At 70.4% G+C, this 15,629-nt stretch carries 11 protein-coding genes; 6 read left to right on the top strand and 5 right to left on the bottom strand.

From position 1 onward, the window contains the following. On the top strand, positions 1-192 hold a 192-nt coding region (locus VI238_RS13765; RefSeq protein ID WP_331652315.1), incomplete at its 5' end, for a DMT family transporter. A gap of 46 nt (positions 193-238) precedes the next feature. Here the strand turns inward: VI238_RS13765 and VI238_RS13760 are convergent. Continuing rightward, positions 239-688, bottom strand: coding sequence for a DUF2214 family protein (locus tag VI238_RS13760; RefSeq protein WP_331652313.1), 450 nt, complete (start codon positions 686-688; stop codon positions 239-241). Between the two features lie 23 nt (positions 689-711). Further along, positions 712-1,647 carry a pyridoxal-phosphate dependent enzyme gene (locus VI238_RS13755; protein WP_331652311.1) on the bottom strand — a complete coding sequence of 312 codons (936 nt, stop codon included), beginning with the start codon at positions 1,645-1,647 and terminating at the stop codon, positions 712-714. A 98-nt stretch (positions 1,648-1,745) separates the two neighbouring features. On the opposite strand from VI238_RS13755, the gene pepN reads away from it, so the two are divergent. Beyond that, positions 1,746-4,412 carry an aminopeptidase N gene (gene pepN / locus VI238_RS13750; protein ID WP_331652309.1) on the top strand — a complete coding sequence of 889 codons (2,667 nt, stop codon included), beginning with the start codon at positions 1,746-1,748 and terminating at the stop codon, positions 4,410-4,412. Between the two features lie 95 nt (positions 4,413-4,507). Next, on the top strand, positions 4,508-7,957 hold the full coding sequence (locus tag VI238_RS13745; RefSeq protein WP_331652307.1) for a PKD domain-containing protein: 3,450 nt from the start codon (positions 4,508-4,510) through the stop codon (positions 7,955-7,957). Positions 7,958-8,256: 299 nt separating this feature from the next. On the opposite strand, the gene VI238_RS13740 is transcribed toward VI238_RS13745, so the two are convergent. Next, on the bottom strand, positions 8,257-8,442 hold the full coding sequence (locus tag VI238_RS13740; protein ID WP_331652305.1) for a hypothetical protein: 186 nt from the start codon (positions 8,440-8,442) through the stop codon (positions 8,257-8,259). 985 nt (positions 8,443-9,427) lie between these two features. On the opposite strand from VI238_RS13740, the gene mnmG reads away from it, so the two are divergent. Genes mnmG through VI238_RS13725 form a run of 3 tightly spaced genes read left to right on the top strand, consistent with a single transcriptional unit; the run spans position 9,428 to position 13,369 of the window. Continuing rightward, on the top strand, positions 9,428-11,305 hold the full coding sequence (gene mnmG, locus VI238_RS13735) for a tRNA uridine-5-carboxymethylaminomethyl(34) synthesis enzyme MnmG (protein WP_331652303.1): 1,878 nt from the start codon (positions 9,428-9,430) through the stop codon (positions 11,303-11,305). 4 nt (positions 11,306-11,309) lie between these two features. Then, positions 11,310-11,978: a response regulator gene (locus tag VI238_RS13730; protein WP_331652301.1), complete on the top strand. Its 669-nt coding sequence runs from the start codon at positions 11,310-11,312 to the stop codon at positions 11,976-11,978. A 47-nt stretch (positions 11,979-12,025) separates the two neighbouring features. Then, positions 12,026-13,369: a sensor histidine kinase N-terminal domain-containing protein gene (locus VI238_RS13725; protein ID WP_331652299.1), complete on the top strand. Its 1,344-nt coding sequence runs from the start codon at positions 12,026-12,028 to the stop codon at positions 13,367-13,369. A 399-nt stretch (positions 13,370-13,768) separates the two neighbouring features. On the opposite strand, the gene VI238_RS13720 is transcribed toward VI238_RS13725, so the two are convergent. Beyond that, complete coding sequence (locus VI238_RS13720) at positions 13,769-14,581, bottom strand: YbaY family lipoprotein (RefSeq protein ID WP_331652297.1); 813 nt, start codon at positions 14,579-14,581, stop codon at positions 13,769-13,771. 285 nt (positions 14,582-14,866) lie between these two features. Further along, positions 14,867-15,629, bottom strand: a 763-nt coding sequence (locus tag VI238_RS13715; protein WP_331652295.1) for a glycine--tRNA ligase subunit beta, incomplete at its 5' end; no start/stop codon positions are given.

Here is a 15,629-nt window from a genome sequence, read left to right as displayed (position 1 = left end):
TGGCTCCTGTGGTCGTACGTCGTCGCGCGCCTGCCTGCGAACGTGGCCGGCCTGTCGAGCCTCGCGATCCCGATCGCCGGCATCGCGTTCGCCTGGCTGCTGCTCGGCGAAGTGCCGACCGCGCCCGAGGGCGCAGGCATCGTGCTCATCATCGCCGCGCTCGCGTTGGTCAGCCTTCGCCGCGCGGGTTGAAGCCTGCCAACCGCGGATGGCCGTGTCGCGACGGTCGGCGCGCGGATCATGCGAACCGCAATCCGCGCGACATGATCACCGCGGCGAGCGGGATCAGCGCGAGCAGGTGCAGTTCGACGACGAGCCAGCGACGCGCGTTGCGCCACTCTGCCGCGGGCACGCGCCAGTGCGGATCGGCGCGGCGCGCGCGACGCCAGCGCAGGAACGCGCGCGTGGGCAGGATCGACAGCAAGCCGACGAGCACGAACAGGCCGAGCTTGAAGTGGAACACCGGGTTGTGCGCGTAGAACGCCCAGCCCTTGAGGCCGTACACCGCACGCAGTGCGCCGCTCAGCAGCACGATGCCGGCGAGCGCGCCATAGCCCGCGTCGGCACGCGCGAGCCGTTCGGCATCGACGGCTTCGGCGCCGGCGCGCAACAGCGTCCACTCGGCCGACAGGCATCCGATCATCGCGAAGATAGCCGCGAAGTGGACATAGGCGAGCAGTGCATCCATCCACATGGTTCCGACTCCGCCGGTCAGTCGACGTTTCCGCCGGACAGGATGATGCCGACGCGACGGCCGGCGAACGCGTCGCGATGCGCTAACACCGCGGCGAGCGCGATCGCCGAAGACGGCTCGACCACCTGCTTGAGGCGCGCCGCGATCAGCCGTTGCGCCGCGAGCGTATCGGCATCCGCGACGGTGAACACGCGCACCGCGCATGCTTCGAGCAGCTCGAGGTTGATCTCGCCGATCGTGGCGCGCAAGCCGTCGCAGATGGTGTCCGGCACGGTGTCGGTCACGCGCGAGCCGCGGCGCAGCGATTCGTACGCGTCGGCGGCTCCGCTGGGTTCCGCCGCGAACACCGCCGCATGCGGCGCGAGCGCGCGCGCGACGAGCGCGCTGCCACCGATCAGGCCGCCGCCCCCGATCGGCGCGATCAGCGCGTCGAGGTGGTCGACCTCGCGCACGAGTTCGAGCGCGGCCGTGCCTTGGCCCGCGATCACGCGCGGATCGGTGTATGGATGCACGAACGCAGCGCCCGTCTCGCGGCGTACCCGTTCGGCCGCGTCCTCGCGCGCCGCGATCGTCGGCGCGCAGCGATGCAGGGTCGCGCCGTACGCTTCGATCGCGGCGACCTTGGAGCGCACCGCGCCTTCCGGCACGACCACGTGCGCGGGAATGCCGCGCGTGCGCGCGGCGAGTGCGAGCGCAGCGCCGTGGTTGCCGGACGAATGGGTGACGACGCCGCGCAGCGCTTCCGCTTCGTCGAGCGACCAGACGGCATTGCAGGCACCGCGGAACTTGAAGGCACCGACACGCTGCAGGTGCTCGCACTTGAAGTGCAGTTCCGCGCCGGCGAGCTCGTCGAGCGAGCGCGAGCGCATCACGGGCGTGCGGTAGGCATACGGCGCGATGCGCTCGGCCGCGGCTTCGATCGCGCGGAGATCGGGCAGTGCATGCGCTGGCATGTTCTCGGCGTCGGGCGGGCGGAGCGCGTGACGATACACGCGCGCGCGGCGCGCATGCTAGCCTGCCGTCCCCGTTCCATCCCGCCGCATTCCCGCCGATGAACGATTCCGCCGGGGCCAAGCCGACCCGCTTCCTGCGCGACTACCGTGCGCCGGGCTGGCGCGTCGACGACGTCGAGCTCGACGTCGACCTCGACGCGGCGTCGACGATCGTGCGTGCGCGGCTGGCCCTGCGCCAGGACGACGCCTCGGAACCGCTCGCGCTCGATGCCGAAGCGCTCGAACTGCTCGAGCTGCGGATCGACGGACGCGTGCTCGGCGAGGGCGAGTTCGTGCTCGGCGACGGCCGCCTGGTCGTGCCCGGCGCGCGTGGTCCGCTCGTGCTCGAATCGCGCGTACGCATCGTGCCCGAACGCAACACGTCGCTGCAGGGACTCTACCTCAGCGGTACGCGCGAGCACGGCTTCCTGCTGACCCAGTGCGAAGCCGAGGGTTTCCGCCGCATCACGCCGTTCCTCGACCGCAGCGACGTGCTCGCGCGCTACACGGTGACCTTGCGCGCGGACCGCGCGCGCTACCCGGTGCTGCTCGCGAATGGCAACGCCGTCGGCGACGGCGACCTCGACGACGGGCGGCACTGGGCGCGATTCGTCGACCCGCATCCGAAGCCGAGCTACCTGTTCGCGCTCGTCGCCGGCCGGCTCGAGTCGATCGAGCGCGCGTTCGTCACCGCGGAGGGCCGCCGCGTTCGCCTCGTCATCCATGCCGAAGCCGATGCGATCGGACGGTGCGGCTGGGCGATGGACTGCCTCGAGCACGCGATGCGCTGGGACGAGCAGCGTTTCGGCCGCTGCTACGACCTCGACGCGTTCCATGTCGTCGCCACCCACGACTTCACCATGGGCGCGATGGAGAACAAGGGACTCAACATCTTCAATGCGAAGTACCTTCTCGCCGATGCCGCGAGCGCGACCGACGACGACCATCGCCACGTGCTCGCCGTCGTCGGCCACGAGTACTTCCACAACTGGAGCGGCAATCGCGTGACGTGCCGCGACTGGTTCCAGCTCTGCCTCAAGGAAGGGCTGACGGTCTACCGCGAGCAGGAGTTCGAGTCGGACCTCGGCTCGCGCACGTTGCGCCGGATCGAGGACGTACGCCTGCTCTGGCGGGCCCAGTTCAGCGAGGACGCGGGCCCGCTCGCGCATCCGGTGCGCCCGGACCGCTACAGCGAGATCAACAACTTCTATACCGCGACCGTGTACGAGAAAGGCGCCGAGATCGTACGCATGCTTGCGCTCGTGCTCGGCCGCGAAGGGTTCCGGCGCGGACTCGACCTCTACTTCGCGCGCCACGACGGCAGCGCCGCGACGATCGAGGAGTTTCTCGCCGCGCTCGGCGACGCCAACGGCAGCGACCTGTCGCCCTGGCTCGGCTGGTACGCCCAGGCCGGCACGCCGGAGCTGCGCGCGCACGGTCGCCATGATGGCCGGCGCCGATGCTACGAACTCACGCTCGAACAGCGGACGCCGCCGACGCCGGCGCAACCCGACAAGCACGCGCTGCCGATCCCGGTGGCGGTTGCCCTGTTCGACCGCGGCGGCCGCGCCCTGCCGCTGCGCCTCGACGGCGAGGACCCGCGCTGCGCGGCGCAGGAGCGCGTGCTGCTGCTCGCCGGCGATACGGCGACGTTCCTCTTCGTCGACGTCGGCGAGGCACCGACGCCGTCGTTGCTGCGCGGCTTCTCGGCACCGGTGCGCCTCGTGCAGGACACGCCCGCGCAGGCGCTCGCCGCGCTCGCGCGCCACGACAGCGACGGCTTCAACCGCTGGTTCGCGAGCGATGCGCTCGCACGCCGGTTGTTCGCGCAGGCGCTCGCGCACGGCGAGCCGGAAGCCACGCTGTTTTCCGCCTGGTCCGGCTGCGTCGGCAGCGCGGTCGAGGATGCGGACGTCGATCCCGCGCTGGCCGCGGAGATGTTGACGGTCGCCGATCCGACCTCGCTCGCCGACGGCCTCGACGATGTCGACCCCGAGGCGGTGCATCAGGCGCGCGCGCGCATCGAAACGGGCCTCGCGATCGCGCTCGGCGCGCCGCTGCTGCGGCGCTACCACGCACTCGGCGACGGCGACGGCGCCGCCGTCGATCCACCTGCGCAGGCGCGCCGTCGACTGCGCAATGCATGCCTTGCGGCGCTCTGCCGCGCGGACGTGTCGCACGCACCGCTCGCCCGCGAGCAGTACGCGCGCGCGCGGAACCTGACCGATCGCCTCGCCGCGCTCGGCGTGCTCGTGAGCGCGCGCGACAGCGAGGCCGAGTCCGCCCTCGCGGATTTCGCCGCCCGCCATGCAGGCGACGCGCTCGTGCTCGACAAGTGGTTTGCCCTGCAGGCGACCGAGGCCGATCCGCGCGCAGGCGAGCGCGTCGCCACGCTGCTCGGACATCCGGCGTTCCGTTGGGGAAACCCGAACAACGTCCATGCGTTGCTCGGCGCATTCGCGCTGCGCAATCCGCGCGCATTTCACCGCGCCGACGGCTTCGGCTACCGCCTCGTGGCGGACGCGATCCTGCAGCTGGATGGCCTCACGCCACAGGTGGCGGCGCGTCTCGCGACGGCCTTTGGCGCGTGGCGGCGCTACGAACCCGTGCGCCGCGCGCTGATGCATCGCGAACTGGACCGCATGCTCGCGCGCGAGCGCCTCTCGCCCGACCTCGCCGACATCCTCGAACGCAGCCTCGCTGCGGCCGGACGCCGCGCGGGCTGATATCCGCGCCCGCCGCAATCCGCTTACCCCAGTGCACGGCGTCGCCGCCCGGCGCGCCGTTCGCGACCGCATCGCATGCCACTGGGGAGAATCACATGCATCGCCCATCCGTCCCGCGAGCGCTTCGACTCGCGCTGCCGCTCGCCGGCCTGTGCACGTTCGCGGCCGTCGCCGCGCCGCTGCCGCGTTTCGCGACGCACGAGCGGACTCCGCTGGACTGCGACCAGACGCCGTTCGGGCGCCACGTCACGCTCGGCGGCGAGGCCGAGTACGTGGACCTCGTCGCGGCCGGCGGCGCCTTCAGCAACATCGACGAATACCAGCCCGCGGATCCGCCGGGGGATCCGTTACTGCGGACGTTCCGCAACGGCCTGTATCCGGGCGCGCTCGCCGGCAGCACGTTCCTCAAGGCCGTCAGCGTCGACCTCGACGGCGACGGCCGCGACGAGGTCGTCACGGCGAATCGCAGCGGCAGTGGCGCGCTCCAGCTGGGCGTGTTCGAGCGCGGCGCAGGTCCCTCGGCGAGCCTCATCGACACCTGGACGATGGCGCAGCCGTTCAACGTCGTCGACATCGTGGCCGGCGACTTCGACGGCTCGACCGACCAGAAACAGGAACTCGCGGTGCTCGTGCGCACGACCACGTTCGGGCTGCGCCTGTTCGTGCTCACCGGCGCGCCGGGTGGCGGCATCGCCCAGGCGGACGGCCAGGCGGCGGGCGAATGGGTGCGCACGAACTCCGTCGGCCAGTTCAGCCTCGCCGCCGGCGACATGCTGCTCGACGGCCGCGCGCAGATGGTCGTCGTCGACGAGCAAAGTTTCGGCGCGTCGCGCACCTTGAACTACCACTTGCTCGAATACCTGCCGAGCACGTCGCAGCTGCCCGTAGCCGCGGGCGACAGCTCGATCGGCAGCAAGACGTTCACGAGCGCGATCGGCACGACCTACGAGGCCGAGAACGGCTCGCCCGGCATCGACAACGTGCTCAAGATCGAAGCCGACGCGGGCGACGTCGTCGACAGCGCGGCGGCCGAACTGGTCGTGCACATGCAGTTCGAGCAGTCGGGCTTCAACTACATCGGCGAGCGCCTGCACCACTTCCCGACCACGCGCGACGGAGCCAATGCGATCACCGGCATCGGCTTCGCGAGTCGCGGTGCGGGCCAGGAGTACGACGCGAGCCGGATCGTGCAGGGCGAGAACGACAACGGCGTCGCGAGCTTCGAAGCGACCGTCGCCGACGTCGACCGCGTGTCGCCGGCGGAGATCGTGCTCGCACGCGCAGACCCCAATTCGCGCCTGCAGGTCGACGTCTACAAGGCCGAGGTCGATCTCGCCGCAGGCTACACCTGGGTCGAGAGCGGCATGGCGGTGCAGTTCACGAACACCTCGACCGGCGCGATCACGCAGCGGGACTGGAATTTCGGCGACGGCACCGGCCTCATCCACGACGTGAGCCCCACGCACCTGTTCACGAGCGCGGGCAGCTACAACGTGACGCTCAAGGTCTACGGCAACGGCGGCACGCGCACGTACGCGCAGACGATCGCGGTGGGCGCGGGCGGCAACGGCTCGGGCGGCAGTACGCCGGGCTACATGTACCACCTGAGGGACACGCCGACCTACGCGGCGGGCTACGCGGTGGACAGCCTGCAGGCGCTGTCGTTCGTCAACGTCGCGGTCGGCGACATGGACAAGGACGGCATTCCCGAAGTCATGACGATCGCGCGCAACACGAGCGATGCGCTGCTGCGCTCGGTGTGGCGCCTCGCCGACACGTCGGTACCGGCCAGCTTCGCGGGCCGGCATTTCAGCGAGAACTCGACCTCGTTCCCATCGATGACCGCACTCGACCTACTCGCGAGCGACTTCGACGGCGATTCGGTGCAGGCGACGCTCGGCACCGACTGCCGCCAGGTCGAGGAGCCGCAGCTGCGGCAGGTGGTCTGGCTGCCGCCCTATTTCCAGCGCCTGCAGGGTTCGGCGGGCAAGCTCGCGACGTTCGGCGAATCGACCAGCGGTGGCTCGAGCTACGAGAAGCAGTCCGGCAGCTTCACCTCGCACGACGTCTCGGCCTACATCGGCGTCGGCGTCGGATCGGAACTCGCCGGCGTGAACGCGTCGGTGCACGCGACGGCCGGCTACAACTACCAATCGAGCTACGGCGCGATCCACGGTACCGAAAACACGTTCACCGTCGACCAGGGTTACGCGCAGGACCATGGCGAGGCACTCGCCGTGATCGAGGAGAACAGCTTCAACTGCTACTCCTACCAGGTCGAAAGCGAAGCCGGCGGCGTCGACGGCAACAGTGCTGTGCGCATGTGCGAGGTGATCGACGGCAGTCGCTTCATGTCGGCGAGCGACGCGCAGGCGTGGGACCGGGAGATCCCGGCGGCTTCGCCCGGCCATCCACCCGCGCAGTGGATGCCGCTGCAGCGCGACTGGAACAGCATCGCGTTGTTCCGGCCCGTCGCGAGCAACGCCACGTTCGGTGCCGGCAGCGCTGCCGACAAGGCGACCGACGGCCTGTTCTCCACCGCGGCCGAATCGGACTCGAGCGCGCAACCGTACCTGCAGATCGACCTCGGCCAGGTGCGCGACGTGTCCAACATCCGCGTGTTCCCCGCGCACGGCGAGGAGGCGTCACTGAAGGGCTTTCGCGTGTACGCGTCGGCGAACCCGATGACGGGCTCCGGCGTGCCTTCCGGCGGCGGCGTGCGCTCGTTCGCGCCGGAAACCGCCGACGACGTCGGCTTCGACCGCTGGAACATCTGGACGCGCGACGCGGCCAACCCGTCGACGATGCTCCGCGCGCGCTATATCCGCCTGCAGAACCCCGCGACGGCGAGCCTGCGCGTCGCCGAGATCCAGGTATTCGGCGACGTGCACGCCGAGCCGCCGGCCTACCCGGATGCGGTCTGCGATCCGGTCGCCGGCGACGGCCTGTTCAACGCGTACGTGTGGGATGCGCTGCAGGCGACGTTCCGCAGCATCGAAGTACGCGGCGACCTGCTCTGGAGCGGAGCCGGCTCGATGCCGGGCTGCACGAACTATTCGGGCCTGCTGCAGGCATCGATCTGGCCGAACACCGTCGTCGGCGCGAGCGGCACGGTGACCTGGAACCTGAGCCAGGACGCGAGCACGCTCGTCGGCAGCAATACGAGCTTCGAAAGTTCGACGCGCGTGGGCGCCGAGTTCGATCTCGAAGCCGGCTTCATCGCGACCGTGCAGGCCGGTGGCGCCTACGAGTACACGCAGGGCATCACCGAGGAAGTGCAGACGACGAGCTTCTGGGGCAGCGGCCTCGAAATCGGCGGCGAGATCAGCGGCTTCGATCCTCCGTACGCGTCATTGATCACGAGCTGTCGCTACAACCCGCGGCCGTACGCGTTCCATCTCGTCGACCGCTCCAACACCGGCTACCGCCACGACGTCTACGCGGTCGACTACACGGTGCACCAGGGCGCCGGCCTGTGGCAGCGCGACAGCGTGCCCGTGCTCTGCCTGCACGACGATGCGATCTACGCGAACGGCTTCGACTGAGCACGATGCGTCTTCACCCGCAGCGGCGACCGCCGCATCGATGGCGGGTCGAGACGGGATGCGGCGGCCCTGGCCGGCGCCGCCGCATCCGCCACCTGCGTGGCGAGAGCGAGAAGGTCCGCCGACGGGCGGCGTGATCCACCCTCGCGGCGAACCTGGATCGAACGTGCAGCGCGCGACGCATCAAGCGCCTCGCGCCCCGCGATCCTAAAAAAAAATCGGAGCCGCGCGCCGCACGGCTCCGATCTTCCCCTGTTCCACCGGTTGCGCGCGGCGCGACGCCGCGCGCGTATGTACGGTCAGGCCGGCAGCCTGCTCAGTGCTTCATTGATCTTCGCGAAGCGCGTTTCGAGCTGGTCGAGCGTGGCCTCGGGTTGCGTGTCCGCGCGCGCCCCTTCGATGGCCATCTCGAGGCGGCCGAGTTCGATCATCAGATCGTGGCGCAGGAAGAGCGGATTGATACTCATGGTGGCGATGTTGCTCATGGCGCGTGCTCCCGGATTCCCTGTAGCCAGTGCACAGCAAGGCCCATGCCAAGGTCGAATCTGCGCCGAGCGCGTTGCGATCGTGATTTCGAGCGCGCATCATGCGGCACGCAGGGGACGGATTGCGTCCAAACCTGACGAGGGAAATCCCTCTACGGCGGAGACCGGCAGGAGTTCGCGACGATCGTCACAGTCTGCCAGTGGCGATTGCGGCTAAGGTCAAGAAACGGGTGTCGCGCGCAGGCATGCGACGGCACGTCGACTGGGAGATTCCAGGCGGGCCATGCCATGGGCATGTCCGAACGACAACCGGGAGGGCGCAGGGGCCGCCCGGTCACTCCAAGCGCACGATCGCGCGATGTTCACGCCATGTCCGACTCGTCGCCCTCATGCGACGCTGTCGCCGCTCACTGGCGCCCGGCACACGGTCCTCTTGGATTCCCCCTGTTCCTACGACCGCCGGGCGCCAGCCTCTTCCCCTCGCGAACACGACTGCGCCGCAACCGCGCGGACGCTGACTGCGTCGGATCATCGTGGCTAACCCTCTTTCGAAGACGGCCGCCTCGCATCATGAGGCCGTGCTTCATGTGAGAAGTGCGGCCATGGATGGCCGCTATTGGTCAGCCTCGAAGTCCTTAAGCCGCGGGTGACGCCATGCAAACCCGGCTGCAGCGATCCCGGACGGATCGCAAAATGTGAGAGGCGCAGCCATGGATGGCCGCTGCTGGACGACCCCGAAGCCGTGAGCTCGCACGCGCGCTTCAGTCCACTTGGAGTCAGCGATCCAGGACGGGTCGCAAGAAAGAAGGTGCTCCCACCGACGCAGGCCGGCCCCTGAATTCCGGCCATCGACGTGCTCGCATACGTCGTGCGTCGGTGGGAGTGTACGACGGTTGCAGCACGTTCCGTGCCAGCATTCGTGCGTGGCCTTGCTAGAATGCGCACGCGGCCGACCTTGCGGCCGGGATGCGGTCGGCAGCACACCATGTATACCCATGACGTCATTGTCGTCGGCGGCGGCCACGCGGGCACCGAAGCCGCGCTCGCGAGCGCGCGCTGCGGCGCCCGTACGCTGCTGTTGACGCACAATATCGAGACGATCGGCCAGATGAGCTGCAATCCCGCGATCGGCGGGATCGGCAAGGGCCATCTCGTGCGCGAGATCGATGCGCTCGGCGGCGCGATGGCGCTCGCGGCCGACCGCGCCGGCATCCAGTGGCGCACCCTCAACGCGTCGAAGGGCCCCGCCGTCCGCGCGACGCGCTGCCAGGCCGACCGCGTTTTGTACAAAGCGGCCATCCGGCGTCTGGTCGAGACGCAGCCGGGACTGACCTTGTTCCAGCAGGGCGTCGACGCGCTGAAGGTCGAGGGCGGGCGGGTGACCGGCGTCGTGACCCAGTCCGGGCTCGAGTTCCGCGCCGCCGCCGTCGTACTGACCGCAGGCACGTTCCTCGCGGGCAAGATCCATGTCGGCCTCACCCAGCACGCGGGCGGCCGCGCGGGCGACCCGCCGGCGCAACGCCTGGCCGAGACGCTGCGTGACCTCGCGCTACCGGTCGGCCGCCTCAAGACCGGCACGCCGCCGCGCATCGACGGTCGCACGATCGACTGGTCGCAGCTGGAGGAACAACCCGGCGACGATCCTGCGCCGGTGTTCTCGTTCCTCGGCTCCGCCGCCGACCATCCGCGCCAGGTCAGCTGCTGGATCACCCATACGAGCGAGCGCACGCACGCGATCATCCGCGGCGCACTCGATCGCTCGCCGCTCTATGGCGGCGTCATCGAGGGCACCGGCCCGCGCTACTGTCCGTCGATCGAGGACAAGGTCGTACGCTTCGCCGACAAGGCCTCGCACCAGATCTTCATCGAGCCCGAGGGACTCGAGACGTTCGAGATCTATCCGAACGGCATCTCGACCTCGCTGCCGTTCGACGTGCAGGTCGAGCTCGTGCGCTCGATCCGCGGCCTCGAGCAGGCGCACATCACGCGCCCCGGCTATGCGATCGAGTACGACTACTTCGACCCGCGCGGGCTCAAGGCGTCGCTCGAGACGAAAGCGATCGAAGCGCTGTACTTCGCCGGGCAGATCAACGGCACGACCGGCTACGAGGAGGCCGCCGCGCAAGGCCTCGTCGCCGGCCTCAATGCCGCGCGTGCGTCGCGCGGGCTCGCGCCGTGGACGCCGCGCCGCGACGAGGCGTACATCGGCGTGCTCGTCGACGACCTCGTCACCAACGGCACCAGCGAGCCGTACCGCATGTTCACCTCGCGCGCCGAGTACCGCCTGCAGCTGCGCGAGGACAACGCGGACCTGCGGCTCACGGCGCTCGGCCACGAACTCGGCTGCGTGCCGCAGGAGCGCTACGACGCGACGCGCCGCAAGCGCGATGCGATCGAGCGCGAAAGCGAGCGGCTGCGCGGGCTGTGGGCGTCGCCGGCGAACGCGCTCGGGCGCGCGATCGAGGCGACGCTCGGCATCGCGCTCGCGCGCGAGACGTGTGCGCACGACCTGCTGCGCCGGCCCGAAGTCGGCTACCGCGACCTTGCGCGCGTGGACGGCATCGGCCCCGGCGTCGACGACGCTGCGGTCGCCGCGCAGGTCGAGGTCGCGGTCAAGTACGCGGGCTACCTGGAGCGCCAGCGCGACGAGATCGAGCGCAGCCGCCGCCACGACGACACCGCGATACCGCCCGCGTTCGACTTCGACGCGGTGCGCGGCCTGTCGGCCGAAGTACTCGGCAAGCTCAAGCAGGTGCAACCGCAGACGGTCGGCGAGGCGCGCCGCATCTCGGGCGTGACGCCGGCAGCGGTCTCGCTGCTGCTCGTCCATCTCAAGCGCGGCCAAGGCCGCCGCGTCGCCTGACGCCGTGCGCATCCTCGTCGTCGAAGACGACGCGCTCGTCGCCGATGCGATCCGGCGCGGCCTCGGCGAAGCCGGTTATGCCGTCGACCACGTCGATTCGGCCGAGCGCGCGAGCACCGCGCTCGGCGCCGAGTCGTTCGATCTCGCGGTCGTCGACATCGGACTTCCCGGTGCCGACGGCCTGACACTGCTGCAGCGCATGCGCCGCGGCGGCACGTCGGTGCCGGTGCTCATCCTCACCGCGCGCGATGCGCTCGCCGATCGCGTCAATGCCCTCGACCTCGGCGCCGACGATTACCTCGTCAAGCCGTTCGCGTTGCCCGAACTCGTCGCGCGCAGCCGCGCGCTGATCCGGCGCAGCCGCTCCGCGGCGAGCGCCGAACTCGTGATCGGCACGCTGCGTCTGGACCTCGCCGCGCGCCGCGCCGAGGTGGACGGCAACGCCGTCAGCCTGACCCGGCGCGAATGGGCCGTGCTCGAATGTCTCGCGCTCAACATCGGACGGGTCGTCGCCAAGGATCGATTGCTGCAGGCGATCGCGAACTGGGACGAGGACATCGGCGCGAACGCGATCGAGGTGTACGTGTCGCGCTTGCGCACCAAGCTCGGCGGTGCCGCGCCGATCCGTACCGTGCGCGGCCTCGGCTACCGGCTCGACGACGCGCCGGGCTGAGGAAGGCCGCGCGATCGATGCCGACTGGGCCCGAATCCGCCTCTTCGGTGAGCCGGCGGCTGCTGCGCCTGCTGTTGCTGCCGCTCGCGCTGCTGCTCGGCATCGGCGTGTTCTTCGATTACGTGAGCGGTTCGGCGACGATCCGTTCCGCGTACGATCGTGCGCTGCACGAAATGGCGCTCGCTGTCGCCGCGCACCTGCGCGACGCCGACGCCGACGGCCGCATCGACGCCGACCTGCCGCCGCAGGCGGTCGCCGTGCTGCGCGCCGACAGCGTCGACTCGATCTACTTCGCGGTGCGCGACGGCGACGGTCACCTCGTCAGCGGCGACGCCGACCTCGCGGCGCCCGCAGCGGGCGACGGTTCCGAATTCGGCGACGGCCGGCTGCACGGAGAGGCGATCCGCTTCGTCACGCATCCGACTCTGATCGGTCGCACCCCGGTGACGATCACGATCGCGGAGACGACGCGCAAGCGCAGCGCGGCGATCCGCAGCATCCTCACCAGCGTCGTGCTGACCGACATCGTGCAGCTCGCCGGCACGCTGCTCCTGGTCTGGCTCGGCGTGCGCTACGGCGTGCGACCGCTGCGCGCGCTCGGCGAACAGATCGCGCAGCGCTCCGCGCGCGACCTCGCGCCGCTCGATCGCGCCCGTGTACCGGCCGAGGTGCGCCCGCTCGTGCACACGCTGAACGCGCTGTTCGAGACCGTGCGCGACAGTGCGCGTGCGCAGCAGCAGTTCCTCGCCGACGCGGCGCATCAGCTGCGCACGCCGCTGACCGGCATCATCGCGCAGCTCGACCTGCTCGCGCGCGAGTCGAGCGGCAACGGACTCGGGCCGCGCCTGCTCGCGCTGCACGAGGGAACGCGCCGGCTCGCGCACACCGCGAACCAGCTGCTCGCGCTCGCGCGCTCGGAGCGTTCGGCGACGACGCACGACGACTTCGCGCCGGTCGACCTAGAGGCCCTCGCGACCGACGCCGTCGCGCAGTACCTCGATCGCTCGCTGCTCGCCCGGATCGACCTCGGCGCCGAGGCTGCACCGGCGCGCACGCTGGGCAGCCTCTGGCTGCTGCGCGAGCTGCTCGGCAACCTCGTCGACAACGCGCTCACCTACACGCCCGCGGGCGGCCGCGTCACCGTTCGCAGCGGCACGGCGGGCACGATCGCGTTCCTCGAAGTCGAGGACGACGGCCCGGGTATCCCTCCGGACCAGCGCATGCTCGTGCGCGAACGGTTCCGCCGGTTGCCGGGATCGCCCGGCAACGGCTGCGGACTCGGCCTCGCCATCGTCGACGAGATCGCGCATGCGCACGACGCGCGCTTCGCGATCCTCGACGGCGCCGACGGCCGAGGGACGCGTGCGCGCATCGAGTTCCGCCGCGCCTGATCCGCGCGCGTCGTCGAAGCGGCTATCGTCGTGCGGGCACCGCGCCGGCCGCGTTCCGGCCGGAACAGCGCCGCTGCGGCGTCGTGTCGCGGGACACTGCAGGCGCCTGCGGATGTAAGCCTGTCAGCTTTCCGAAAGCGAGGCGGCGCTATCGTCGCGGCGCGATGGGCGCCGCGACCTTCCACCCCAGGGAAGCAGCGGCCGATTCGCACTCGAGGCGGCCCATACCCCCAGGATGGGCCGCCTTCTTTTTTTGGGCGATCGTCCGCAATCGCGCTTTCGATGCGACGACACTGCGACCCGCCGCTTTCGGGGCATCGAATCCAGAGCGGCCGTCCATGGCCGCCCTCTTCATCAAGAGCTTGAGGCGAAGCCTGCTTCGGGCGAGCTCGTTTCGCGCTACTTCTTGCGCGCGGCGTCGAGCTTTTCCTGCGCCAGCTGCAGCGCCTTCATCGCGGCGTCGTGCATCGACGCGATCTCGGCCGGCGTGACCTGGCCGCCGCCGTGCTTCTCGTTGAGGAGCACCGAGCCGTCGTCGGCCCAGCCGACGAGTGCGCCGCCCTTCTGCTGCACGGCCATGACCTTGCCGTCCTTGAATGCGTAGTACACGGCGGAGCGGCCGCCCGCGTCGAGCTCGGTATTGACACGCACGTAGCGGACGACGCCGCCTTCGCCGAAGGCGTCCCAGGCGACCGACGAGGTGTCGGTGGTATAGGTTCCATTGACCGTCTTCATGCCGCCGATGCGGCCTTGCAGCTTGGTGAACTCCGCCTTGAGGTTTTCAGCAGGCGTCGCTTCCGCGGTGAGCATGATCTGCACGTTCGTGCCCGCGCCGTGCGTGAGGACGGGCGCGGCGAGACCGGCGGAGAAGCGGCGATCGCCGTCGACGAGCGTCGCGTTGAGCACGTAGGTGCGACTCGCGACGATCTTCGAGCGGTCGAAGTCGAGCGAGAAGCTGAACGGCCCCGCGCCGCTCACATCGAGCGACTTCTCGGCGATCGGCGGCTGCGGCTGGGCGACGTCGGCGAGACGCAGCTCGAGCTTGCCGGCTCCGATCGTCATGGGATCGTGCAGCGTCACGCTGCCGGTAATCGCCGCGCCCGGCGCGATCGCCGGCGCCGCGGCCTTGTCGGTCGCCGCCGTGTCGGTCGAGGAATTGCAGCCGCCGAGCAGAGAGAGGGCGGCGATCGCCGCGAGCCAGTACGTGCGCATGAGTGTCATCTCCAACGAGAACGAAAAGTATCGTACAAAACCGGGCGCGCCGCGCGTTGTTGCGTCGCAGGCGCGGCCGCTGCACGCCGAACGCCCACCATAGTCCGCGCTCGCGCCACGCGCAATCGCAGAGACCGAGCGCCGCGTGAACGGTATACGCAGGATCTGCAACACGGGGTGCGCACGCCATGGCCGCGCGCCGCGGCAGCGCCTGGACGGAGGGCGCGCGCGGACCTCGTCGCGTACGGCTTGGGCCGCAGTCGCGCTCCGTTCACGCGGCGTGTCCTACGCGGCCGGAAGCAGCGCGATGTCGGCCACGCGCAGGAACGAGTCCGCGACCGCGCCGAGCAGTGCCAGCCGGTTCGCGCGCACGCGCTCGTCGTCGACCATGACCATCACTTCGTCGAAGTAGCGGTCGATCGGTTCGCGCAGCTTCGCGAGGCGCTTCAGTACGCCGACGTAATCGCGCCGCTGTGCGAGCGGAGCCACGTCCGCGAGCGCGGCCGCGTGCGCGTCGTGCAGCGTGCGTTCCGCGGCGACCTCGAGCAGCGCGGCGTCGATCGCGCGGGCTCCGGGCCCGGCCGCCTGGCGCAGCAGGTTGCCGATGCGCTTGTTGGCCGCGGCGAGCGCGCGCGCCTCGGGAAGCGAGGCGAACGCGACCACCGCGCGCAAACGTTGGTCGAAGTCGGCGAGGTCGCCCGGTGCGAGCGCGCGCACGGCTTCGAACGCCTCCGCCGGGGTGCCCCGATCGACGTAGTAGCCGCGCAGGCGGTCGAGCACGAAATCGTACAGCTCGGCGGCGATCGCCGAGCGGCGCCCGGCAGGATCGAACGCGGGCGCGCGGCCATCCTTGCCCTTCGGCACGCCGGCGACGAGCGCCGCTTCCGGGAGCTGCGCGAGCGCTTCGTCGAACTGGGCGCGCAGGTCGAGCGCGAGGCCGCCCTCGATGAGCGTGCGCGCGAGCCCGAGCGCGGCGCGCCTCAGCGCGAACGGATCCTTGTTGCCGGACGGTTTCATGCCGGCCGCGAAAATGCCTGCGAGCGTGTCG

Source organism: Dokdonella sp., assembly GCF_036518555.1.
Lineage (GTDB): Bacteria > Pseudomonadota > Gammaproteobacteria > Xanthomonadales > Rhodanobacteraceae > Dokdonella_A.
The sequence above is the reverse complement of the archived record's forward strand: the minus strand, read 5'-3'. Positions and strand labels throughout refer to the sequence as shown.